The sequence below is a fragment of the Liquorilactobacillus sucicola DSM 21376 = JCM 15457 genome, from assembly GCF_000612445.1.
Classification (GTDB): Bacteria; Bacillota; Bacilli; order Lactobacillales; family Lactobacillaceae; genus Liquorilactobacillus; species Liquorilactobacillus sucicola.
In genome coordinates, this window is the sequence record NZ_BALC01000007.1 from 68862 (window position 1) to 94174 (window position 25313).

Sequence of the window (25313 nt, forward strand, 5' to 3'; positions counted from 1 at the left end):
AAGGACATACTGCCATCGAGAATCTTTATTTTACTTATAAAAACAAAGAATACGGCTTGCTTGTTTTTCAGAGACATAATGATGATTCGGGATGGGTAAAAAAAGATCCACAGACTATGAAACTATTTATCGCGATAGTAGACAGGGAACAGAAAATTTCGGCTGATACCAACAAAATATTGAATTGAAATAAGGCAGTACAAAGTCGAGTAAATTTGAGCACTAACTCGAAATTACGAACATAGCGAGTACTTTGCTATGAGTAATTTGAAGCTAGACGGAGATTTTTGTCTAACTATTATAGAGGACTTCACTTTTAGCGCAGTCCCCTTTTTAATTTATTAGTCAAAAAAATTGTTGACTGATTGGTCAAATATATCTAAAATAGAGTCATGGGAAGAAAAAAAGGTTTTCAGCAAGCTGAAATATTAGTAATTATAAGTAATGTTTTTATAGAATATGGGTTTGAAGGAACATCACTTGATGATTTAGTGAAAGCTACTGGTCTTTTGCGTGGGAGTCTTTACTCAGCCTTTGGCAGTAAGCGTGGAATGTTTAGTGCTGCTTTGGCGGAAAACATTAAGCAGGGAAAGGATAGTGAAACCACAATTAATTTAGTCATCATTGCGATGATGGAATTAACTGCAAAAGATAAAGCTGTCAAGAAACTTGTAGAGTACTGGTATGAAGAAAATTCTTTCTTAAACATCGCAGAGCTTTTAGGTGAAGCCATATTGAAACGAAGTCATCTCTCAGGAGGGAATCTGAATAATGGAAAATAGAATAACGATTACAGATGGAAAATTAGTGGTAATTCCGCAAGGAATCAACAAAATATTTGCTATAAAACGTCGCTTAGAAATACCTTTGTGTAATGTAGCTGGAGCAACGATCGACGAGGGAATTCTCAATGAATCACGGGGACTGAAGGCACCGGGAACAAGCGTTCCAGGATATTATGCAGGGACATTCCGTAAAAACAATGAAAAAACTTTTTTTAACATCAAACGTTCTAGTATTCCTGTTGTTATCCAGCTGAGAAATGACGAGTATACACGACTAATTTTAGGGGTTGAAGAAGCACGTAAATCAGTTGATGAAATTAATAATATTATTGAAAATCAGATTTAATTTTTATTTCTGACAGATTAGTGAACGTGAAAATTAGGCAGAACAAGTTGAAGGCTCAATGGGAAAACATAGGTGTGTTATTTATCACCAAAGTCGTTGTTTTTCTGGCTTTATTTTTAACTCACAGGGTAACTGGATTTAGGACGTTGCTATCTATAATATGTAGCAGAACCTTTGTTATAAAAAAGGCTCTATCCTAAACGAGATAAGGTCGCAGATAGCCTTGTATGAATAAAGATGGTCAAGTGTCATCTAGCCATGAGAATAGCCTGAATTTGACTTTTCTCCCAAGCTCAAACTTGGAGATGTGGTTTTTGTGGCGACAAGTCAGTTGCGCCCACTAAGTTTCAGTTTCTCTTAAAAGAAAGTGAAACTCTAGGTTGAGTTTATGCCACTTTGGAGGATTCACTTTATAAACTTTGCTCCGCCCATTTGTGTATAAACGTATTCGCGAGCCAAAGTTATTCATGTTAATTCAAAATTCTTCAAAGTAAAGAGTTTAGGATGTTTGTTATGTTAGGCTGAGTCAGCATTTAAACTTACTGACTTGTGCTGCATATATATTTTTTAGTTAAGCTTATTTTTTTTATTATCATAACTCTCAGGAAGAGTGACGGTATTAATCGGATAGACACGGTTATCAGCTTCATCAAATAAACTGATTGGTTGATAGTCGGTGGCATCAATACGCAAATGATAGCCATAATTATCCAAAAAAATAAGCTCCTTCGTGTCTATATGTTGAATGCTGCCTGGCAGTTTTTGATTGTCTATCAATATGTCAAATGCTGGTGTGATTTCCAACTGATGTTTCCGATGACTAAGTTCATCAAAAAAGTTCCAGATCCCGACATAAAGGGACGGCAAAACTGTATTTTGACTATGAGAATTATCAGCTGGAAGGTGATTAAAAAGGTGTTTCTTTAGAAGTAAGCTAAACTTCTTTATTTTTCCGGGTTTCATTATAAAAATGCCCCTCCTTGGGTACTGCTGGATAGACAACGGAACTGTACAAGTTACCACATATCTTCAAAACTAATATAACATCTTTTATAGCACAAAGTAGCTAATGAATTGAAATTTAACAGTAACATGATGAAAATGAAATATTGTTGTCGTTTGTAATGATTATGTTAAGAACATGAAATCTGTAATATATACGCAGTATGCAATTTCTGCTACAATAATGGATAGAAAGCGATTAAAAAAGGAGGAACTTAGGATGCTGAAATTGGGAATTATCGGAACCAATTGGATAACAGAGCAATTTATTGAAGCAGTGCTTGAAACAAAAGAGTGGCAGCTGGCAAGTGTCTATTCAAGAACGTTGACTAAGGCTGAAGATTTTGCACAAAAATTTACAAATGATGCAGAATGTTATACGGATTTAGAAAGCTTTTTTAAAAAAGGAAAATTCGAAGTAGTGTACATCGCTTCACCTAACAGTCTGCATTTTGAGCAAGCACGAGCAGCTATTCTTGCAGGAAAACATGTCATTGTTGAGAAGCCAGCGTGTTCGAATCCAAAAGAGATGCGCGAGATCATTAAGCTGCTACGCAAAAATAGAGGTGTCTATTACTTTGAAGCCGCACGTCATTTTCATGAACGCAATTTCAAAATGCTCAAGCAGCAGATAAAGGAAATGGATGTCATCCAAGGCGCAGAGCTGACGTATATGAAGTATTCATCACGCTATGATAGTTTTCTAGCTGGAAATGAACCAAATGTTTTTTCACCGCGGTTTTCTGGAGGAGCATTGCAAGATCTAGGTGTCTATCTTGTTTACAATGCAGTATCTTGGTTCGGTGTCCCCCAAGAGGTTGTCTATTATCCAACTAAATTGCACAATGGAATTGATGGGAAGGGAACCGCAATCCTGAAATATCCGAATTATCAAGTTAATTTGAATTTTGGGAAGACTGCCAATTCTTACCTCGCAAGTGAAGTGTATGGTTTAAAAGAGACGATCGTGATGGACAATGCAGCGGAATTGAAAAAGATAACTTTGTTTGACGGCCAGGGCAGTCAACGTGACTTGACACAAGAGGTTGACAAAAATCCGATGTTGTCAGAGGTTCAAGATTTTACGAGTGTCTTGAATGATCCAACCTCGCTGGATTCATGGCAGCAAATGGACGATTGGCTGGCGGTCGCTGTTCAAGTAAATCGTGTCATGTATGATTTGCGCACCAGCGCACACTTATATTTCGATGCGGATTCAAAATATATACAATAAAGAGGAAAAAATGAAGCGAAAATTAGAAGCTTTCTTTAAAGATCAAGGTTTTAAAGATTTTTCACCTATCCAAGAAAAAGTTTATCAACCACTTATTTCTGGTAGTAATGTTTTGGGATTAGCACCAACTGGCTCTGGTAAAACGTTAGCATACACTATTCCTTTATTAGAGAAGTTGGTAAGGGGTGAAGGGACACAACTGATGATAGTTGCTCCTGCACAAGAATTAGCTGCACAGCTGACAGATGTCATTCGAACATGGGCAAAGGTCATGGAACTCAAAGTTGTGTCACTGATTGGCGGTGCGAACGTGAAGCGGCAGATCGAAAAACTTAAAAAACATCCAGAAATTGTTGTTGGAACTCCAGGACGCATGCTTGAGTTGGCAGAAGCAAAAAAATTGAAACTTCATAAATTACGCACAGTAGTTTTGGATGAGGCGGATGAATTGTTGACGGAAGAAACTTTGATTTCATGCCGTGAGTTGATTAGTCATGGCCCCGGTCGCATTCAAATGTGTTTTTTTCAGCCACTAAAACTGAAATTCTGAATGAGTTGCCGCATTGGTTTGGGATAGATGTCGAAACGGTCGATGTTCGTGCAAGTGATAATACACAAGGAAAAGTGGTTCATTATCTCCTTGAAACACCGGTGCGTAAGCGTGTTGATGCCTTGAGAAAATTAGCACATCTAGATGGATTCTATGCACTGGTATTTTTTAAACAGGTTGCTACTATCCAAGCTGCAGCTGAAAATTTGCGCTACCTTGGAGTTAAAGTTGCAGTTCTTGATGGACAGCAGCGGCAGGTACAAAGAGAGCAGGCTCTGCGTGATTTACGTCAAAGAAAAATCTCACTGTTGTTGACAACTGATGTTGCAGCTCGTGGCTTGGATATTGTTGAGTTGCCAGCAGTTGTCAATTTTGACTTGCCTAAAGATGCTAATACTTATATTCATCGTGTCGGTCGAACTGGAAGAATGGGTGCAGCTGGTGTAGTAATTAACTTGGGAAATGAACATGATTTGCGGCATTTTAGACAGTTGCTCACACATGAAAATTATGTATTGCACGAAGGATATCTATACAAAGGTGAACTGATTGATAAGGAATTATTTACGCAGAAGAAACAAGAGGCCGCTGAAACTTTTGAAAAGGGCAAACGCAAAGTAAAAACTAAGAGTAAAGCCAAAAGGAAGACGACTGACCTTAAAAGAAAAGAGTCAATTGTACCTAGAAGACATAAGAAAAAGCGTAAACGCCAACAGCTGAATAAAGGAAAGCATGATAAGAGTAAAAAATAGTGTCATTTTTTAACCGAGCTATCTTTTCCATTTCTAATTAACTAAAGTTGAAAATACGATTAGTATTGACTTTAATGACATAAGTTTTTATACTTATATGGTTGTTAGTTATTATGGAATGCGCTTGTAGCTCAGCAGGATAGAGCGACCGCCTCCTAAGCGGTAGGTCATCGGTTCGATTCCGATCAAGCGCATTATTGAATAGAAGAGGGTTGTGTCCAAATGTTATTTTGGGCGCAACCCTTTTAGTCTCTAAGCGGAGAGGCTGTCTTATTTGCTAATAAGAATGTTTGCTGCATGTGTTTTGTAGTACAATGTAGCTAAGGAATAATATACTGGAGTTGATTGTTTTTGAAAAAAATTAAAGTAATGACCGTTTTTGGTACTCGACCAGAAGCAATTAAAATGGCTCCACTGGTGTTAGCATTAAAAAAACACAGTGATGAGTTCGAAGCCATAACAGTTGTAACAGCACAACACCGTGAAATGCTGGATCAGGTTTTAAAAACATTTAACATTCAGCCCGATTATGATTTGAATATAATGCATGCTAATCAAACACTTGGCGAAATAACGGCTAGCGTTTTGCAATTATTGGATAGAGTACTTGTAGAGAATAAACCAGATATTGTTCTAGTACATGGTGATACAACAACAACATTTGCAGCAAGTGTAGCTGCATTCTATCAAAGAATTCCATTGGGGCATGTCGAAGCTGGACTGCGGACATGGAATAAATATTCGCCATATCCTGAGGAAATGAATCGTCAGATGACTGATGTTCTCAGCGATCTGTATTTTGCACCTACCAAGCAAAGTAAAAACAATTTGCTAGAGGAAGGGCACGATAAAGAAAAAATATTTGTAACTGGAAACACTGCAATTGATGCTCTGAAAGAGACTATTCATGAGGGATACGAGCATGATGCACTAAAAGAGATAGAGGCGCAGCACAAAATAATTTTGTTGACAATGCATCGGCGTGAAAATCTAGGTGAACCAATGAAAAATGTTTTTGCAGCAGTGCGTGATGTCTTACTGAATCATCCTGAAGTTGACGTTATTTATCCAATGCATCTAAATCCTAAAGTGCGTGAAACGGCACGTGAAATACTTGGAGACATTGAGCGAGTTCATTTAATTGAGCCGTTGGATGTAGTTGATTTTCATAATCTTAGTGCGAGAAGTTACTTCATTATGACGGATTCCGGTGGAGTTCAAGAGGAAGCGCCAGCATTAGGAAAACCAGTCTTGGTGTTACGCGACACTACCGAGAGACCAGAAGGAGTAGCTGCTGGAACGTTAAAATTAATTGGAACCGACTTTAATAGTGTGAAAAAAGAGATGGAAAAATTGCTTGATAATCAAGCAGCCTATAGGGGGATGTCAGAGGCAAACAATCCTTATGGGGATGGTCATGCAGCTGAACGAATTATTGAAAGTCTGCGATATTTCTTCGGTGCCCAGGAACGAAGACCGTTTGATTTTTAATAGTGCTTATAGGAGGAATAGGTGTGAGTGAAAAAAAAGTAGATCGTTACGGTTTTGGCATTGAGGAACATGTATTTAATCGTTACTTTGCAGGATATACGATCGCACTCAGATATTATCCTGAATTATTTAATCTTATAGAAAAACATCCCGACATAGAGAATACGCGAACTATTTCCTCAAATATGAACGTTGTTTTTGCAATTTTGCGTTATCAGGAAATGACAAAGGATTTGGTTAACCTACAAGCCGTCAGTAATTCGAATGAAACCGATGAAAAAATATCGCAAGAAGTTCAAGAATTGCGTGAAATTATTGATGTGTTGGAACATCTTAAGTATACGATTGCACATGACCCCGAAGGAACACATGGGGGAACTGCGATAAAAGACAAAATTTTAGATTTAGATAATTTTAGAAAATAATGAAAAACTAAAAATACCCCGATAGAGACGAAGATTATTTGTGCGGTAAAATTTCCCATACTTTCGCCTGTTGTTTCGGTGAATCGAATTAGAAAACAACTAGTTAGTTAAGGGACAACTATTTTAGTCCTGTCTAGATGTATCTTTTAAGCATAGTGGTAGTGTGTAAATAAGTTTCAATACTAGGGAAGCCTTAAGAAAATTAGTAAAGGCTTCCTTTTTTGTGCGCATGTAGAAAAAAATGGGAGGATCTTGCTTCTTAACCTCACATGTCTGCCATAGAAGCATCCTCTAATTTAGCCATTCCCCATCCTTCACATGGAATCTTTCCTTCCCTAATATTTTTTCCTTTTTAGTGGTTCTTTTAACTAGATGACTTTGAAACATGAGTTGTCTGCTATCAAAAAGAGTTTCAAGCTCTCTTTTTTCTAATTTTGATTACTAAAATGCTGATAGCAAGAAGCATAATTCCCACCAAGCTGAAGTGCTGTCCCATCTTTAATCCTGGTGTTTGATAGGTTAGCTTTATCTGGTGTTTTCCAGGTTTTAATTTAATCCCGACAAATGCATTATTTGTCTTACGTACATGCACAGGAGTACCGTTATCACTTGCATGCCATCCTTAGAATATGGGATAGCTGAAGTGAGAATACCAGTGTGCGAAGTAGTAATGATGCCAGAAACACTGTTACGAGAAAATTGCAGTTTTTTCAGGCCGTTTTTTTGAATTTCTTTGACCTCTGCAAAGTACCGTTTGTCTATTTTTTCAGCTGTAATTTTTAGTTTGAAATGATAGTTACCAATTTTTGATGGTGTTAGTTCCAAACTGGACGGCAAGGTAGTAAAATATCCCATATTGAGAATACCGTTATTAACAGTTTTGTAGAATGACAATTCGTTTTGCTTAGGTTGTTTAATCGTTGCCGATGTCAACGGTGAAACAGCTGTTAATGAAAAACTGCTGTCGGGCGTCCCCTGGAGAATGTGATAGCGGAGGTTTTGGTAGTAACTAAGAGAATCATTTAACATCAATGGACTATTGACCGCGGTAGAACGACGTTTCTGTTGCTCAAGCTCCAGCTGATTCTGCAACGTTTCTGGTGTATAACTAATATCACTGAACTCTAAATGCAGTTCGCAATTTTTGAATGCATTCGGATTTTTGAGTACGATCAGGTAAGACTCAGCACTGTCTTTTCGCTGGATATCAGTTGGCGAAACAATGTTTCCTCTGCTGGATATTAGCTGATAATCAATGTTTTTGACTTCATTGCGGACAGATGCTTTTTTTAAATGTTTACTCGATTTGGTCCCTAAGAAAACCCCAGCTGCTAAAGCTCGTTCTTTTTGAGTAGGGGACAGCTTAGCATAATCTAAACGTGAAAAAGCGCGATCTTGCCAGTAAAGCAAAGGAAAAGCATAATCACTACGATATCGTTGAGTCTGACTGTTTTGAGAAGCATTCTGATTAGCGTCAGAGATCAATGTGCTAACTTTATCAAGCTTATATCCAGCTGGAATTTTCTGGTCATTTGTCCGATTAAGCTGTGTGAATAGGTAGCGGACGCCAAAGAAATTGTTTAGAACAGTCCGGTCATCAAGCTGAGCTAAGGGAATATTTGCTTCAAATTGTGAATTCTGCATTATATTGGCGAAAGATCCTATATTTTTATTTTGCAGAGAGTAGTAAGAACTAATGGAATTAGTGTTACTCGGCAGTGTATTGTACATATGAAATCCTGATCCAAGAGAATAATTACCGCTTATCGTGGAAACACGATAGTCCTTTGTATCTTTCAGGTCAGTATTAAGGCCTGCATATCGTTGTTTGACGAGCTTGTTATATGAGCCTAGTGGAAGCATCTCATTAGAATAACCGCCGTTATAAGGTGCTTCAAAATAGACTGCATTCAAAGTCACGTTCAACAGGACCAAGACAAGGAAGATAGGGAAAACTTTTGTTGTGTGATGCTGTGAATAAAAAGCAAGCACCCCATAAGTTACAAACAAAAACAAAAGTGGAATAAATATTTTCTCATCATTCTGAAAATAATAACAGGAAATAATGAATACAGAGTAGATTATGAGTAAGTTACGAAATAAATGTATGAGTTTGGATGAAAGTTTGGAAACATTGGTAATTAAGATACAGCACGCAAACGACAATGGGAGCGCAAGCATTAACGTCCAACGGTTAGAAGGAGCCATAAATCCGTTAAAAAGGGCACCAAAAAGAGGAAAGAGAAGCATTATGCCGCCTATCATAAAGATGCTTGCAAGGAGGGGGTAGCGTCTCCATTTAGCTAGAATGTAGATGATGGCAAAGAAGACGATGCTGGCAAATCCGAGTGCACTCCAAAAATAAAAATCGCGATTACCACCGTTTATTAGTTGTGAAGGGAGTGCAAGGTAATAATAAAAGGGATACAGTTTTAGTCCATTAGCAAAGACAGCGCCGTTACGGGTTGAATTTTGAACCGCCATTACTTCAGGAATAAGAACAATAGCAGTTAGGCAAAGGCTCATTAGAGTACAGAAACTTAATTTAATAAAAATTTGCAGCAAGGGAATCTTTTTTCGGTAATATAACAGATAACGCAAGACAAGGAAAATGATTGCGCCAATACCTAACATGTAAGCAAAATAAAAGTTATTAAAGAGCATCCAGCAAAAAACAATAATTAAAGGCCAGATGGATAATCCCTGTAAAACACGTTCAATAGCGATGATCAGTAAAGGAAAAATGATAAAAGGGATTGTGAAAAAAGGCTGGGCAACATTTGAGTACAGTAAAAAAGCATTGAAAATGTAAATTAGTGACCCTGTGATTATTACTGGTTGAGCAAATTTAAAGTGCGAAGCGAAAAAGCAAAAAGCAGCTCCAGCACAGTAAAGACGGATAACAATCAAGAATTGGTATACAAATACGATTTTGCTGGTGGGAAATAACAAGGTCAAATAGCTGAAAATATCCCCCAGTACGTAGTAACTATAAATTTGGAAAATATCGCCACCAGCACCTAAACTCCATGACCATTGGGGCAGTTTTTGAAAAGGATTATGCAAAAAAGAATGCAGCAATTGCTGATATTCCTGAAGAAGCGGTAAATGTTGTTGCGCACCATCAAGGCGCCAGATAAGTGAATGACCAGTTAGCAAATAAGTGCCATAAACAAAAAGTGAAACAAATGAAAAAATTAATGTATATTTGAGATACAACGAACTATTACGTTTTTTTTCAAAGGAAAACTGCACAAAAAGCCCCTCCTGACTATCTTCAAGTATTGTACATTACAAACAATGTCCATGTGAAGTCAAGTAGGGGTTATTTTAATATTCCATTACTTTTAAGGCATTACAAAATCAGTGAAATTTAGGAACTAACGCGAAAATATGAGCATAGTGAGTTTTTTGGCATGAGTAATTCGAACTAGCCAGAGAACGTTTATATGCAATAAATAGGAGAACTGGGTCAAAAGTTAAATTTTAACCTAGCTCCTTAGGGATGCTGACAGAAGATACATCAGTTATTTTTATTGTATGCAGTGATTAATGAGTCAGCGAAGTCCTCTAATTGTTTAATGTCTTCATCGGAATCCGGTGCCAAATTGATTTTGACATTTGAGGCTCCCTTGGTGGCACCAGCTTGTGTGAATGCTTCGTCAAATTTATCGACTGCAACACAGTAATATTCACCATAGAAAGTATCGCCTGAACCGGCGACTCCGTAAATCTTGCCAGCTAGATCAAGTTCGGCGAGATCTTCGAAGAAATCCATTCCTTCATCAGGAAGGGCTCCTTCATCGTAGGTATAAGGGGTTACAACACAGATATCAACGTCCTCAAAATCTGCGGCATCGCACTGCGATATCTCTTCTGTATCAACTTCGAGTCCTTTGCTTTCAAGAGCTTCAGAAATAATATCAGCCACATCTTCATTATTGCCGGTAATAGATGCAAATACTACTTTGGCTTTAGCCATTAAAATACCCTCTTTCATAATATTTCACTATGAAACATTATAACAGATAACAAGGATAGCGGACGATAACAATTGATGTTATATGCCTGAGATAAACTTATTGCACTATTTTCAAGAAATTAAGTTATAATGGGTAGTGAAGATAAATGGGAGGAATTCAGAAATAATGATTACATTAAAATCACCACGTGAGATCGAAGAAATGCAAAAATCTGGTGCTATTCTTGCAGGTATGCATATAGGACTCAGAGACATCATCAAACCAGGGATCTCCAGTTGGGAAATTGAAAAATTCGCTCTTAAATATTATAAAGAGCATGATGCGATTCCAGAACAGATTGGATTTGAAGGCTATAAATACGCAACTTGCGTAAGTGTAAATGACGAGATTTGTCATGGTTTCCCTCGCAAAAATTTGATTTTGAAAGACGGCGACTTGATTAAGGTCGATACGGTGGTTAATTATCATGGAGCGATGAGCGATTCGTGTTGGTCTTATGTTGTTGGAAAGTCGACACCTGAGATAGATCATTTGATGAAAGTAACTAAGGATGCTTTATACTTGGGAATTGAGCAGGCACAAGTAGGTAATCGAATTGGCGATATCGGTGCAGCTATTCAACATTTCACGGAAGATGAGAATGGCTATGGTGATGTTCGTGAATTTATTGGACACGGCATTGGTCCGACGATGCATGAAAGTCCTAACGTTCCTCATTACGGTGAAGCAGGTAAAGGCTTGCGGTTGAGAGCTGGAATGACGATTACGATTGAACCAATGATTAACATGGGAACTTGGAAGGCAGAAATGGATGATCCAAATGGCTGGACAGCGAGAACTGCCGATGGGAGTTTGTCGTGTCAATATGAACACACATTGGCTATCACGAATGATGGTCCTAAGATCCTAACTTCCCAAGATCCTGAAAGAGATAAGAAATATCTGTTGAAATAGATCTTCTAAAGCAATATCGTCGTGATTCTTGGTGTTCACAAAGTCCCAAGATTGAAAGACAGGCTGGAAAAATTTTTTCACTTGTTTTGCAGGACAAGAATGCTATAATAATCTATGTATTCTGATAACGCTAACAGATAAGGAGCTATCATAATGAAAGTCAGAAAAGCTGTTATTCCAGCAGCTGGATTGGGAACACGTTTCCTTCCAGCAACTAAAGCATTGGCAAAAGAAATGCTGCCAATAATTGATAAACCAACGATTCAATATATTGTCGAGGAAGCAAAAAAATCAGGAATAGAAGATATACTTGTTGTTACTGGTAAAGGCAAACGCCCAATTGAAGATCATTTTGATTCTGTTCCAGAACTTGAGCAGAATTTAAAAGAAAAAGGCAAAACAGAGTTGCTAAAACTAGTCGAACAGACAACAGATATCAATTTATACTTTATTCGTCAGTCCCATCCGCGAGGCCTTGGTGATGCAGTTTTGATGGCAAAGGATTTTGTTGGAAATGAACCCTTTGTTGTCATGCTGGGTGATGATTTAATGCGCGACAAGGTTCCTTTAACTAAGCAATTGATCGATCGTTACGATCAGACGCATGCTTCAACACTTGCGGTCATGAATGTTCCACATGAGGAAGTATATAAGTATGGCGTGATCGATCCGGGATCGGAGACAAGTAAAGGTTTGTATGATGTTAAGAAATTCGTTGAAAAGCCTGAAGTTGAGAAAGCTCCTAGCGATTTGGCAATTATTGGACGTTACTTGCTGACTCCTGAAATTTTTGGAATGTTAGAAACTCAAAAGCCAGGAGCAGGTAACGAGATCCAGCTGACCGATGCAATTGACCGCTTGAACAAAATTCAACGTGTTTTTGCACATGAGTTTAAAGGAGAACGTTTTGATGTAGGGTATAAGTTTGGTTATTTGAAGACTTCGATTCAATTTGGCCTTGAACACCCTGAGGTTAAAGATGACCTACGAGCATACATCAAAGAATTATCAAAAACTTTAAAGTAAATTAGCTTTGGAAAATGAGAAGAGTTAGTTATTCTTTTCTTGGATTCATAAGCTCAATTATTAAAAAAGGATATAGTAAGTTGCCGGGAACAGATAACTTTTGGTCCCGGTTTATTTTTTGTACACACGCAATATTTTTATTGAAATTATTTGATTTATATTTAATAATTATTTATGATTGATAGGAGACTGATTTCAGGGGGAGAGTACAATGGCAAGGAAAAAAGCACACAAAGGACATAAAAAATTAATACAAGGCACGGCAGTAGCTATTATTATTTTGCTGCTTGGTTTCTTTGGGTGGAAAAATGAAAACATTCGTGCAAGATTGAATAGTTCATTCAGTGACAACAAGAGTGCGCAGAAGGCCGAATACAAAAAACAACAGAGTATTGCTAGAGAAAAATATGGAACCACTAAGAGTTCGTCTCAGGCTGAAAAAACGAGTGTCAAAAGCTCCACAGTGGTCAAAAACTCCAGTAGTAGCGATCCAGATCCTGATAAGGCTCAAAAAACACAGTCTGAAAGCAGTGCAAGTAAGAAAAAATATGGCTCATATACTGTGAAGTATGGGGACAGTTTAACAATTATAGCAGAAAAATACCATACGACGACAACCGAGTTAATGGATTTGAATAAGTTAGATACAGGAACTATAAATCCTGGTGCAAAATTAATCGTTCCAAGCATGAAGGGATCGTCAACAGTTTCATCTTCCGTGACAAATGATAATGAATAAAAAAATACGCGTCTTAGTGCAAGTTGAGTGACTGAGAGGGATTATTGTGGTAATCTGAGCCCGTATATATCGTAGATTGGTGAATAGGATTATTTAGTTAACAGATGTTGGGGGTGGAAATGATTAAAGGGGGAAAAAGCAGTATTGGAGAAATAATCAAAATAATAAAATCAATGTTTCAGCGTGCAACTGATATTGATATCAGTAATACGTCAATTGTGATCGCATACTATTCTCTTTTAGCGTTTTTTCCATCTATTATTCTGGTGGGTAATGTTTTACCGCTGTTGAATATAAAAGCGGGAACGGTGTTATCATACTTAGAAACTGCAGTTCCGGCGACGATTTATGAAACACTGCATCCAATTGTTATATCTTTTTTAAATAGAGGAAGCGGAGGGCTAATTTCAATTAGTGCTCTTGTAGCCTTGTGGGCGGCTAGCAAGGGGATCAACGCTTTAAAGTTAGCAATGAATAATGCCTATGATGTTGAGGATTCACAGGGAGCCATTACAGCAAGATTGATTTCCTTTTTTTTGACAATTGTTTTTGCTATTTTGCTGATCTCAATTATTATCCTATTTAGTTTTGGTCAGATGGTACTAAGTTATATCACACCAATTTTAAATTTACCAGTTGAGTTTGTTGGGATATTTGGCAGATTAAAATGGCCGCTTACCTTTTTTGGGTTGTTTATCATTTTGAGTTTGATGTATTATTTCTTGCCGAATGCCAACCTTCATTTGTTGCTCGTTTTCCCAGGTGCGTTACTTGCGACTGTCGGTTGGATTATTTTAGCGCAAGGCTTTTCGATTTATGTACATTATTTTGCTAGGTCTGTCCTAAGTTATGGAACAATTGGAACCTTTATTGTACTTTTGTTTTGGCTTAACTATTCTGGCTGGGTCATAATGTTAGGTGCCAGCCTTAATGCAACTCTAGAGTATCGGCAGCATAATATCATAAAACCTAAAGAAGGTAAATTACGCAAATACTTACGTAATAATTATGATAAATGAAAGTTAAAGATATGGAATTGGGCAATTTGTATTGTAAATATAACAGGTGCGTTTATTGATAGTACAGAGTTTTCTGGAAGGCCTTATCCATGAAGAATAAAGGGTTAAACCAAAATGTGTTATTTCCATTTTGGTTTAACCCTTTGTTTGATTCTGCCCGGTGTTTTGAAGAAACAATAAAGTATTAATGTTTTACTCGGTGAAATTTGCAAGCACAGTTTCAATTTCACTTAATGAGAAGCCCTTACGGTAAAGGGCCTGCTTTACTTTAAAATAGCGTTGTTTAGGAATTGTTGAATGGTATTTGTGCCATAGTTTTGTAGCTTGTTCTTGCAAAAGCTGTTTTTCGGCATCTTCATTCCTTCCAAAGTCAACGCTGTCAGTAATTGCGCGCAGTTCCTCTGAAGAGAATCCCTTAGCTAAAAAGCGCTGCTTTATTTTCTGAATTTTCTGGTTAAAAGGATAGCGAGAGTACTGTCTTTCATATTTTTTGGCTAAAGCAATCCCCTTTTGTATCATATAGGAGCTATTGTATTCTTTTTCGGCATCTTCGATTGTTTTTTCAAGGACCCCTTTAGAGCGAAGGTTGTTGCGAATTACTTTGAAACCCTTATCTGAGGTTTTCATCATTGTTCTAATATAACTTTCCGCATATTTTTTATCATCCAACAATTTTTCATAGCGTAACTTTTCAAGAACAAGTTGGATCTTTTCAGGAGAGATATCGTGTTTCTTCAAGTAATCAGTTACCTCTTTTTCAGTTCTTAGCTGGGAAGAAAGGTAAGTGAGTGCCTTTGAGTGAGCTTTAGCTGTCTCATCAGCATTGGAGAGATTCTCAATTTGTGTGCTTGTCAGTTCTTGATCTTTAAACAAATGATATTTAACAAGTACGTCTTCACTCAGTGAAAATGAATACTTGCCATCAATGTAGATATTAAAGCGTCCCTTTCTTTTTTGAAGTTGAATTTTAGTTATTTTCAAGGCGCAATCATCCTTTGATAGTGATTTATAAACCATTACAATTATTATAACAATTTAGTGCGGATTATAAAATATTCAAAGAGACATGCTATAATTATTTATAATATTTTAAAGGGAGAAAATAATGGCAGCAGATTATCGAAGACAAAGAAAAAATGATTATCCAATTAAGATCGGACAGCGTTTTCCACTCACAATTAAACGTCTGGGTATAAATGGGGAGGGTATCGGGTATTTTAAACACAAAGTAATTTTTGTCGCGGGTGCTTTGCCACAGGAGGTAATTGTTGCCGAAGTTGTAGATGTTGAGAGCAATTATGCAACTGCCAAAATACACAGAATCAGACGACAAAGCCAGAAGCGAGTTGAAAAAAAAGATAAGTATGATGTTGGTGGTATTGAATTAGAACATCTGAATTATGAAGGACAGTTAGAGTTTAAACGGGATGTTATTAAACAAGCGCTTGAAAAGTTTAAACCTTCTGGCTACAAAAAATACAAAATTTTGCCTACGATTGGTATGGAGAAACCGTTTGAGTATCGGAATAAGGCCCAGTTTCAAGTGCGTAAAAATGTGCACGGGCAGGTAATTGCGGGACTTTATCGACGCAACAGCCATGATTTGGTTGCATTACCGACTTTTAGTACGCAACGCCCCTTAACATTGAAGGTTATCCGTACAGTCTGTAGAATGTTGCAAGAATTAGAAGTACCGATTTATGACGAGAAGAAGAATTCAGGAATTGTAAAAACATTGGTTGTACGCGAATCGCGTGCTGAGAAAAATATACAATTAACTTTTATCACAAATTCAGCTAAACTTCCGCAAAAGAAAGTATTACTGGCGAAAATTGAGGAAGAACTGCCTATGGTAGTCTCTGTTATGCAAAATATTAATAAAGGAAGACATGCTCTGGTTTGGGGAGATAAGACGATCCATCTAGCGGGAAGAGAGTATCTGATGGAGAAGTTAGGCAATATTAGCTTCAAACTATCTGCGCGTGCTTTTTTTCAATTAAATCCTGAACAAACAGAGAAAATGTATACGGAAATTAAAAAAGCGTTAGCCTTGAAGCCAGATGAAATTTTGCTTGACGCGTATTGTGGAGTAGGGACGATTGGATTATTCGTTGCGGAGCAAGCCAAAGAAGTACGTGGAATGGATATTATCCCTGAAGCAATTGAAGATGCGCAGTTTAATGCCAAGCTGAATGGGTACACTAACACAACTTATGAGACAGGAAAAGCTGAAGAGGTGATACCACGATGGATTGAAAAAGGGTTTGTCCCCAGTGCTATAGTTGTCGATCCACCGCGGACCGGGTTGGATATTAAATTGATAAAAACTATTTTATACGTCAAACCTCAAAAGCTTGTTTATGTTTCATGCAATCCTTCTACTTTAGCGCGCGATCTGGTCAAGTTGGCGCAGGAATATCGAGTTGAGTATATCCAATCGATTGACATGTTTCCACAAACTGCGAGGTGCGAGGCTGTCGTTAAGCTGACAAGAAGAAGTAGGTAGTATGTGGACAAATGTAATCTAACAGCTTGAAAAGCTGTTTATTTTTATTATTGGCAGGTAATTTATGATGACAAAGAAAAGATACAAATGGATAGTGGCGTTTCTTTTAATTGCGCTTTTGACCGGCATTTTTATAGGACATAGACTAAATGAACGTAAGCAAATGATAGAAAGTAATACACCAAGTGTGGTTAATGAAGGAAAAACACCGGCGCTTCAGAAAATAGAAACACCTGAACGAAAGCGAGACCAGTTCGCAACAACTGTCAAGGATAAGCATGAAAAAATAGTCACGAACTTTGTGGAAAATGAATTAAAAAATGATGGCTTTATCGGAACAGCGTTGATTATCAAAAATGGGAAGGTTATCTTTCAAAAAGGGTATGGTTACGCAGAGAGATTAGAAAATAAGAAGAATTCACCCAATTCACTTTTTCAAATTGGTTCGGTTCAAAAAGGTGCGACAGGGGTGATGCTGATGAAGCTTGTTCAAGAGGGTCGTGTATCACTTAACGACAAACTTTCTAAGTACTTTCCCAGTATCGGCTATGGCAGCTTGGTCACGTTAAGAGAGATGCTCAACATGATTTCGGGTATTTCTTTAAAAAGTTTGCCTGTAAAAGCAATGTCGCAGGATCAGTTTGTGAAATACGATGTAAAAAATGTAAGGGTAAATCCCAAAAACATTGGCAAGCAGAATTATGAACCCGCTAATTTTGTCTTGCTGGCTGGGATAATTCAAAAAGTGACGAAGAGAAGTTACTATGATGAGTTTAGACGAATGATTCAAAAGCCCTTGGGTCTAAGAAATACTTACTTTTTCAATGACTATTATAAGCTGACGGACGGAAGGACTATTGCCTATAGTTCTGGAAACAAACGGGATTACAGAATGCCTGTGAGTGAGAAGGGATATCAGTATACTAATGAGTTGGGCACTGGAAATCTGTATATGACAAACGGTGACCTGTACAAAATGCTGCGTGCCTTTATCACGGGTGGCGTGTTGAACGCTAAATATACAACTGAACTATATACTGTATTTCCACCTAATAATACGTATAGTTCTGGACTTTACCATCTAAAGTATATGGAGCCATTTAATAGCTTGGGTATACATAATGGTTATCATTTCCACGGAATTGAGTATGGTTACGAGACAATAGCGATATCTCAGCTGATGGGCAGCAGGCTGTGATTCTGCAGACAAACAATTCAAATGCTAATAGACCTTTTAATATAGCGTTTGATTCAAAACTATATCATTTTTTACTGGCGCATTAAAAAAGTTTGGAAGTTCAAGAAAACATGCAATAAACTTTAGGTTTTTTTGAATAAATTTGCTATAATATGAATGATATCGGTGTAACATACACCTGTGTTTATAGAAGGCAGGGTTTTTAATGCGTCAGTCGAAAGAGCCAAGAGAAGGTGAATTCATCACCATCAAGAGTTATAAACATGACGGTAGTTTACACCGAACGTGGCGTGACACGATGGTACTGAAGACGAGTGAGAATGCTTTGATTGGATGTAATGACCATACATTGGTAACTGAATCTGACGGTCGACGTTGGGTCACACGGGAGCCCGCGCTGGTCTACTTCCACAAACATTACTGGTTTAACATCATTGCGATGATTCGGGATAATGGAGTGTCTTACTATTGTAATCTTGCATCACCAGCTGTTCTTGACAGGGAAGCTTTGAAGTATATTGATTATGATCTTGATGTCAAAGTTTTTCCTAATGGAGAGAAAAAGTTATTGGACGTTGATGAGTATGAGGAGCATGGGGCACAGTGGCATTATTCAAATGAGATTGACAAGATATTAAAGCATAATGTTTTGACACTTGTTGATTGGATAAACCAAGGCAAGGGGCCCTTTTCGAAGGAATACGTCGAGATTTGGTATAAAAGGTATCTCGAGTTGTCACGGCGGCAGTGAATGTCTCAGTTTATAACAAAAAATCTGTAGTTACAAAGTCCTTTGGTTTGTGATTACAGTTTTTTTTGACACATTTGGGCTGATAGCGGTTGATTTTGCAGCAAATATTGTAAGGATGGTTATTTTAATGTTTGAAAGTTTTAAAAAATCGAAAATTTTATTTTGGACAGTTGAATTGCTGCTTTTGGCAACTATTGTCTGGGTATGCTCTAACATTGGTTTTGTTTTTGAACCAATAGGTACCTTTATTTCAACACTATTTACACCAGTCATCATCTCTGGATTTCTGTATTATTTGTTTCGACCATTAGTGAACATGCTGATGAGGATCAAGATCAGAAATATCAAGATTAGCCGTACTTTAGCTGTTGTTATTGTTTTCGTACTATTAGCAACGATTGTTGCACTGGCGTTAATTTTTTTAATTCCGTTGTTGGCTTCACAAATTGGACAATTAATAGCTAAAACACCTACATACCTTGCTAAACTGCAGGAGATTTTCAATCAGTATTACACTGAGTTGAATCGCTATGAATGGATTAGACAATTAAATCTTGAAAGTTACACTGGAAAATTTGAAAAAACAGTTGAGGAATCTTTGCAGGGATTCATGGGCAATGTCACAACTAGTTTAGGAACAGTAATTGGTACAATAACCAGCATTACTGTAACAGCAATAACTGTCCCATTCATGTTATTTTATATGTTGAAAGATGGTCATAGACTGGTTCCAAACATTAAAAAAATGCTGCCGGCACGTCCCGCTGATAAAACGGAAGTTTTATTAGGGAAAATGGGAGATACGATCTCTAAGTATATTGGCGGGCAAGCTATCGAGTGCGCGTTTGTTGCAACTTTTACCTTTTTAGGTTACTGGGCGGTAGGAATGCCTTATGCATTTTTGCTGGGAGTTTTAGCGGGCATTACCAATATAATTCCTTACTTGGGGCCTTACATCGGTTTGCTTCCGGCTTTGATCTTGGCGATCTTTATCTCCCCCAAAATGTTGTTCACCGTTATTGTGATCTGTGTGATAGTACAGCAGGTTGACGGCAATCTTATTTACCCGAATGTCATTGGGAAGTCGCTGGATATTCATCCGCTAACGATTATTGTCTTGCTTCTGGTGGCTGGAAATATTGCTGGTTTAATGGGAATGATTTTGGGAATTCCGACATATGCAGTTTTGAAAGTCGTCATTAAATACTTTGTGGATATATATCGCTTGGAAAAGGACAATGGTTCAAAATAGGTGCTGCTTTTTAGCGTGATTGACGGTATTATGCAACTATGTTATTGTATATTAAGTTTATAGAAGTGCCGTCAGTTCATGGGGATCTGTTCCTGTTGCTGCTGGAAGTTCGCGTGGAACAGTAACCTTTTTAGGGCTCGTAGCTCTTCTGGTTATATTGAAAGATTTGATTTCGAGTTGAACAATGAGGTTGAAAAAAATGAAGAGAGTTATTACGTACGGAACATTTGATTTATTGCACAAAGGTCATGTTAGGTTATTAAAACGAGCAGCAGCTTTAGGTGATCATTTAACGGTTGGTGTTTCGACTGATGAGTTTAATGCAATCAAGGGAAAAAAAGCGTATACCTCATATGAAGATCGAAAGTATATTTTGGAAGCGATCAAGTATGTTGATCAAGTGATACCTGAGCAAAATTGGGATCAAAAAATAAATGATGTTATTAAGTACAAGATCGACCTTTTTGTGATGGGTGATGATTGGAAAGGTAAATTTGATTTTTTGAAGGATTACTGTGAGGTCGTTTATTTGCCGCGTACCAAAGGTATTTCGACAGCAAGAATAAAAGATGATTTAGGAATGAACTAGAAAAATAAGTGGGTTTAGGCTTTGGTAACATTTTTATGTCAACCGAGGCTATTTTTATTGTAGCAACGATGTTGCATTTTATTGTGATAGTAACGACCGTCAGTTTCGACGTAAACAAAATATTGGGTGAATAATTATGGGAAAAATGGAAATAAAGTATATTACTAAAAATGAACCGCTAGTATTGGATAAAAAGGATCTTGGAAAAACGAAACTTCCACTAGATGAAAAACAAAGTTTTTGGGAACTCCGCGGTGTTTCGCTGGATATTGTCCAAGGTGAGGCAATCGGCGTAATTGGAACGAACGGTTCTGGGAAACAGACACTGATTGATATTTTAGCTGGAACTGTTAAACAGACGACAGGATTCATAACTATTGATGGCAAGATCAACCGCGCAAGTGCGAGTCGTGGTTTAGAGGAAGACCTGACGGGACTGCAAAATATTCGAAAGGCAATTATGGCGGCTGATCTTGATGAAATAAAGGTTGGTCATTTATGTAATGCGATCGTTAATTTTGTAGATCTAGGTGAATGGTTGTACCGCCCCGTACGTGACTATTCACTTGGAGTTTACGCACGGCTAAGTTTGGGAATAGCTCTTTTTGTGGCACCTAAGTTAGTGCTGCTAGATAGTGTTTTGAATAATTTGGATAACATATTCCACATAAAAGTGGCTCAAAAAATTCAAGCGCTTAAAGATATGGGGGTTTCCTTTATTGTTGCGGATACAAATGTATTTAACATAGAGCGTTTCTGCGAAAGAACTCTCTGGCTCAATTTTGGTGTAGCTCAGGGTTTTGGACCAACGCGTGATGTGTTGGAACAATTTGAATACCACATCAATTGGTTCCGGGCATTAAGCTTGCCAGAAAAAAATGATTATCTTGCGGAAAATCAAAAAAAACGGCTGAATTTTGATGTTGCTTCAGTTTACGAAACATTCAAAGTTGAACAGTTCAAACACGGTTTTACTCGTAAAGATGAGCCGAGAATGCGAAAAGCATTTTATAAAGAACATGGTGCAGACCCAGTGAATAAGGAAAGCATTATTACAAAAGATAAGAAGGATATATCACAAAGTAAAAATAGTCAAAGTAAAGTGAAGTACATTGTTGGTATCTTAGCGGTTGTAGTAATTGTGGCTGCCGTTTGGCTTAGTTTTGACAGTCATATTTTTGCTGGTTTTGGTGATAGCAAAAGTAGTCAAACAATTGCTGAGAAGAATAAACAAACGCAAAAATCAGTGTCCAAAAAACAAAAATCCTCTGAAAGTCAGAGTAGCACAAAAGCAGTATCAGAATCAGAGTCAAAAGCAAAAGCATCTTCCTCCCAAGCTGCGTCCTCTTCATCAGCGGCGGCAGCAAGTGAAAGTTCCGCCAAAGCAGCAAGTGAAAGTAAAGCAAACCTAATGAAAAATACGCAGACTATTAATGTTTCAGATGGTGACACATTAGAAGGCTTGGCACAAAAGTATGCCACGACAGCTGATAAAATTCGAGAGATAAATAGTATGAATTCAGACAGTCAACTGAAATCCGGTGATATTATTCGCGTTCCAAAATGAAATGGGTGAGAAGAACAGTCTGAGGTAAGATTAATTTTTAGAATTGGAGTAAGGACTGATATGAGCTTATATTCTGTACCTATAGGATGGTCGCTAATAATTTTAATAGCGTTAGTTTTATGTTCCCTTTCAATTTCAGTCACGGCTTTTTCGTTGCTGAAAACAAATAATGATATAAAAAAAGATCCAGAAAAAATTACAAGGTTTGCCAAATACTTAAGCGCGATAAAGCTGGCGGTTGTTTTTCTAATAGCGATGGATGCAGCTATTGTGACTCTTATTTGTTTAAGTCTGTACGGTCTGACCTTAGATGGTATTGTTTACTTTGTCCTCGTCAATTGTCTGCTAGCTTGTGTTTTGTATCCATTAATGTATATATTGCCTCTCAAAGTGATTGACAATAATCCAACTAAATCTTTTACGCACTTTTATCGTTTGGCGGTATTTTTCGGACGAATATTTTATCCTTGTACATGGTTTTTAAATAAAGTTAGTTTAAAAATAGCCAAACCTGTGAAAAAAGAGTTTTCGAATAAAGCTTCATGGAAAACGATTATCGATATGATCACACACGAAAGAGAAAACGGGGAACTCAATAATGAAGCCTTTGAGATGATTGAGGGGGTTATCTCCATGCACGGCAAAATGGCCCGTGAAGTGATGGTTGCACGAACCGATGCTTTATGATCGATATTCAAAATGACAATGATCGTAATATTGACGCTATCTTGCAGATGCCTTACTCACGTGTACCGGTTTACAATGAGGATAAAGATAATATTTTAGGTGTGGTACACATAAAAAATTTATTGCGCACGGCACGAAAAGAGGGTTTTGAGCACGTTACAATCAGAAGAGTAATGCAGCCCGCCTTGTTTATTCCTGAAACGATGACAATTGACGAAGTAATGTTTGAGATGAAGAAAACACAAAATCAAATGGCAATTTTATTTGACGAATATGGAGGAGTTGTCGGTTTAGTTACGTTAGAGGATCTCTTGGAGGAAATTGTAGGTGAGATTGATGATGAATCTGACAAGCCTGATCAGATTTATCATAAGATTTCTGACAATGAATTCATCGTGCAAGGAAAACTTTCGTTGGATGACTTTAATAATGAATTTGGTACAACTTTGATGGTGAACGAAGTTGACACAATTGCAGGGTATATAATTACAAAGTTGGGCTTCATACCAAATGATGGTGAGAAGCTCAAAATTGAGACCGAAGAACGAGTAGTGCTTGTAACCGAAGAAATTGATGATTCGCGTATCATGAAAGTTCGTGTGACTTTACCACCGGCTTTAGTAATAGCACATGTGCGAAAGGAAAAAAGTGTTCATCAGCTTTAACAAATAAATAGGATTTGATCCATGATTGAAATGTGTCTAATTTGAATTTTATAAATGTGTACAAGAAAGAGGTTTGAAATGGAAAAAGAAAAATTGATTGATGCCGTTAATAAACGAAGAACATTTGCAATTATTTCTCACCCGGATGCTGGTAAAACAACTATAACAGAACAGTTGCTGCTTTTTGGAGGAGTTGTTCGCAAGGCGGGAACTGTCAAGGCGAAGAAGTCTGGTAGTTTTGCTAAATCTGACTGGATGGAGATTGAAAAAAAACGTGGTATCTCGGTTACCAGTTCAGTGATGCAATTTGATTACGCTGATAAAAGAATTAACATTTTGGATACGCCAGGGCACGAAGATTTCTCAGAAGATACTTATCGGACCTTAATGGCAGTGGATTCAGCGGTTATGGTGATTGATTCGGCTAAGGGGATAGAACCACAGACAAAAAAGCTATTTCAAGTATGTAAAATGCGCGGGATACCTATTTTTACATTTATTAATAAAATGGATCGTGACGGAAGAGAACCGTTGGATTTAGTTACTGAATTGGAGGATGTCTTAGGTATTCAAGCATACCCAATGAATTGGCCCATTGGGATGGGAAAGGGCTTGAAGGGAATCTATGATATTTTCAACAAGCGAATAGAACTTTACCGCCGTGAAGATAAGGCGGAAAGTTTTGTTAAACTTGATGACAAGGGAGAAATTATTGGCGCAATCAATCCGATTGAAGGATGAGAGCATCTATCGACAGGTATTGGGCGAAGTTGAGTTGCTAAACGATGCTGGGAATAATTTTGATACTGAAAAGATAAGTTCTGGTAAACAGACTCCTGTATTTTTTGGTTCGGCACTAACTAATTTTGGAGTAAAAACATTTTTAGATGCTTATCTTCAATTTGCTCCAGCACCAAATGAACATCATACGGAGACGGGGGATGTTGTCAAACCTATCGACACTGAATTTTCAGGTTTTGTGTTCAAAATTCAAGCGAACATGAACCCGAATCATCGTGATCGAATAGCGTTTGTCAGGATATGCTCGGGAAAATTTGAACGTGGAATGGATGTCATCTTAACCCGAGGAAACAAAAAAATGCGCTTATCTAATTCAACTCAATTTATGGCTGATACACGTGAGACTTTAGATTATGCAGTTGCCGGAGACATCATTGGGTTGTATGATACTGGAAACTTTCAAATTGGTGATACAATTTATAGTGGTAAAAAGGCTGTTCAATTCGAAAAATTGCCTCAGTTTACCCCAGAGATATTTGTTAAAGTTACTGCTAAAAATGTAATGAAACAAAAGTCTTTTCATAAAGGAATTGAACAGCTAGTTCAAGAAGGTGCAATTCAACTATATAAAAGTTACAGTACAGGGGATTACATTCTTGGAGCTGTCGGTCAGCTGCAGTTTGAGGTGTTTCAATTTAGAATGTTGAATGAGTATCATTCTGAAGTTTTAATGACTCCGATGGGTAAAAAAACAGCGCGTTGGATTGAGCCGGAACAATTAGATGAAAAAATGTCAACTTCACGGAATTTGTTAGTCAAAGATCGCCAAGATCGACCGCTATTTTTATTTGAAAATGAATTTGCAGAAAGATGGTTCCAAGATAAATATCCCAAGGTTAAGCTGACAGCTAAACTATAAAATATTGAGTAGTTAGAAATTATTACAAAGAAAAAACAAGCACGAAATTAGTGACAGGTATACTGTAACACGTTTATACGGAATAGAAGGAGGAGCTGGGTCAAATTTTAATTTGACTCAGCTCCTCCTTTT

The 25313-nt window shown here is 37.5% G+C and carries 20 protein-coding genes, 1 tRNA gene and 3 pseudogenes; 20 read left to right on the top strand and 4 right to left on the bottom strand.

Annotated elements, in window-relative coordinates:
* The first annotated feature begins 392 nt into the window (after positions 1-392).
* Both JCM15457_RS10135 and JCM15457_RS10140 read left to right on the top strand, forming a co-directional pair.
* Positions 393-782 carry a TetR/AcrR family transcriptional regulator gene (locus tag JCM15457_RS10135; protein ID WP_034989743.1) on the top strand — a complete coding sequence of 130 codons (390 nt, stop codon included), beginning with the start codon at positions 393-395 and terminating at the stop codon, positions 780-782.
* Positions 772-1131 (top strand): hypothetical protein, encoded by a 360-nt coding sequence (locus tag JCM15457_RS10140; RefSeq protein WP_034989745.1) that lies wholly within the window; start codon positions 772-774, stop codon positions 1129-1131. The genes JCM15457_RS10135 and JCM15457_RS10140 overlap by 11 nt, the downstream gene beginning before the upstream one ends.
* 567 nt (positions 1132-1698) lie before the next feature.
* On the opposite strand, the gene JCM15457_RS10145 is transcribed toward JCM15457_RS10140, so the two are convergent.
* Complete coding sequence (locus JCM15457_RS10145; protein WP_081778253.1) at positions 1699-2094, bottom strand: DUF4828 domain-containing protein; 396 nt, start codon at positions 2092-2094, stop codon at positions 1699-1701.
* Between the two features lie 259 nt (positions 2095-2353).
* Between JCM15457_RS10145 and JCM15457_RS10150 the strand changes: the two genes are divergently transcribed.
* From JCM15457_RS10150 to JCM15457_RS10170, 5 genes and pseudogenes are all read left to right on the top strand, one after another.
* Positions 2354-3367 carry a Gfo/Idh/MocA family protein gene (locus tag JCM15457_RS10150; RefSeq protein WP_034989746.1) on the top strand — a complete coding sequence of 338 codons (1014 nt, stop codon included), beginning with the start codon at positions 2354-2356 and terminating at the stop codon, positions 3365-3367.
* Positions 3368-3377: 10 nt separating this feature from the next.
* Positions 3378-4669: pseudogene (locus tag JCM15457_RS10155) on the top strand (DEAD/DEAH box helicase).
* A gap of 120 nt (positions 4670-4789) precedes the next feature.
* Positions 4790-4863 (top strand) — tRNA-Arg (locus JCM15457_RS10160).
* A gap of 157 nt (positions 4864-5020) precedes the next feature.
* Positions 5021-6160: a non-hydrolyzing UDP-N-acetylglucosamine 2-epimerase gene (gene wecB / locus JCM15457_RS10165; protein WP_034989747.1), complete on the top strand. Its 1140-nt coding sequence runs from the start codon at positions 5021-5023 to the stop codon at positions 6158-6160.
* A gap of 23 nt (positions 6161-6183) precedes the next feature.
* Positions 6184-6585 (top strand): hypothetical protein, encoded by a 402-nt coding sequence (locus JCM15457_RS10170; RefSeq protein ID WP_034989748.1) that lies wholly within the window; start codon positions 6184-6186, stop codon positions 6583-6585.
* Positions 6586-7132: 547 nt separating this feature from the next.
* Here the strand turns inward: JCM15457_RS10170 and JCM15457_RS10175 are convergent.
* Positions 7133-9840 (bottom strand): annotated as a pseudogene (locus tag JCM15457_RS10175) (YfhO family protein); the annotation flags it as partial.
* Between the two features lie 268 nt (positions 9841-10108).
* Positions 10109-10567: a flavodoxin gene (locus tag JCM15457_RS10180; RefSeq protein WP_034989750.1), complete on the bottom strand. Its 459-nt coding sequence runs from the start codon at positions 10565-10567 to the stop codon at positions 10109-10111.
* Between the two features lie 166 nt (positions 10568-10733).
* Here JCM15457_RS10180 and map point away from each other — a divergent pair, with 166 nt between their 5' ends.
* The 4 genes from map (at position 10734) to JCM15457_RS10200 (ending at position 14306) form a co-directional block, all read left to right on the top strand.
* Positions 10734-11522 (top strand): type I methionyl aminopeptidase, encoded by a 789-nt coding sequence (gene map, locus JCM15457_RS10185; protein WP_034989752.1) that lies wholly within the window; start codon positions 10734-10736, stop codon positions 11520-11522.
* A gap of 153 nt (positions 11523-11675) precedes the next feature.
* Positions 11676-12548: a UTP--glucose-1-phosphate uridylyltransferase GalU gene (gene galU, locus JCM15457_RS10190; protein ID WP_034989753.1), complete on the top strand. Its 873-nt coding sequence runs from the start codon at positions 11676-11678 to the stop codon at positions 12546-12548.
* A 211-nt stretch (positions 12549-12759) separates the two neighbouring features.
* The gene (locus JCM15457_RS10195) at positions 12760-13287 is read left to right on the top strand and encodes a LysM peptidoglycan-binding domain-containing protein (protein ID WP_034989754.1); all 528 of its coding nucleotides are present in this window, start codon (positions 12760-12762) and stop codon (positions 13285-13287) included.
* 119 nt (positions 13288-13406) lie between these two features.
* The gene (locus tag JCM15457_RS10200) at positions 13407-14306 is read left to right on the top strand and encodes a YihY/virulence factor BrkB family protein (protein WP_235725678.1); all 900 of its coding nucleotides are present in this window, start codon (positions 13407-13409) and stop codon (positions 14304-14306) included.
* Positions 14307-14498: 192 nt separating this feature from the next.
* Here the strand turns inward: JCM15457_RS10200 and recX are convergent, their stop codons facing one another.
* Entirely contained in the window at positions 14499-15287 is a 789-nt protein-coding gene (recX, locus tag JCM15457_RS10205) for a recombination regulator RecX (RefSeq protein ID WP_034989756.1), read from the bottom strand.
* A gap of 124 nt (positions 15288-15411) precedes the next feature.
* On the opposite strand from recX, the gene rlmD reads away from it, so the two are divergent.
* From rlmD to JCM15457_RS10245, 9 genes and pseudogenes are all read left to right on the top strand, one after another.
* A complete protein-coding gene (gene rlmD, locus JCM15457_RS10210; RefSeq protein WP_034989757.1) occupies positions 15412-16812 on the top strand; it encodes a 23S rRNA (uracil(1939)-C(5))-methyltransferase RlmD in 1401 nt (466 codons plus the stop codon).
* 64 nt (positions 16813-16876) lie between these two features.
* Positions 16877-18010, top strand: a complete 1134-nt coding sequence (locus JCM15457_RS11765; protein ID WP_051993459.1) for a serine hydrolase domain-containing protein — start codon at positions 16877-16879, stop codon at positions 18008-18010.
* Between the two features lie 205 nt (positions 18011-18215).
* On the top strand, positions 18216-18761 hold the full coding sequence (gene ntdP, locus JCM15457_RS10220) for a nucleoside tri-diphosphate phosphatase (RefSeq protein ID WP_034989759.1): 546 nt from the start codon (positions 18216-18218) through the stop codon (positions 18759-18761).
* 127 nt (positions 18762-18888) lie between these two features.
* Positions 18889-20013, top strand: coding sequence for an AI-2E family transporter (locus JCM15457_RS10225; protein WP_034989779.1), 1125 nt, complete (start codon positions 18889-18891; stop codon positions 20011-20013).
* 199 nt (positions 20014-20212) lie between these two features.
* Positions 20213-20602 (top strand): glycerol-3-phosphate cytidylyltransferase, encoded by a 390-nt coding sequence (tagD, locus tag JCM15457_RS10230; RefSeq protein ID WP_034989760.1) that lies wholly within the window; start codon positions 20213-20215, stop codon positions 20600-20602.
* A 136-nt stretch (positions 20603-20738) separates the two neighbouring features.
* The gene (locus JCM15457_RS10235) at positions 20739-22169 is read left to right on the top strand and encodes an ATP-binding cassette domain-containing protein (RefSeq protein ID WP_034989761.1); all 1431 of its coding nucleotides are present in this window, start codon (positions 20739-20741) and stop codon (positions 22167-22169) included.
* A gap of 60 nt (positions 22170-22229) precedes the next feature.
* Positions 22230-22856: a CNNM metal transporter family protein gene (locus JCM15457_RS12440; RefSeq protein WP_235725682.1), complete on the top strand. Its 627-nt coding sequence runs from the start codon at positions 22230-22232 to the stop codon at positions 22854-22856.
* Positions 22853-23521, top strand: coding sequence for a hemolysin family protein (locus tag JCM15457_RS12445; RefSeq protein ID WP_235725685.1), 669 nt, complete (start codon positions 22853-22855; stop codon positions 23519-23521). The genes JCM15457_RS12440 and JCM15457_RS12445 overlap by 4 nt, the downstream gene beginning before the upstream one ends.
* 78 nt (positions 23522-23599) lie before the next feature.
* A pseudogene (locus JCM15457_RS10245) lies at positions 23600-25181 on the top strand (peptide chain release factor 3).
* Positions 25182-25313: the final 132 nt, after the last annotated feature.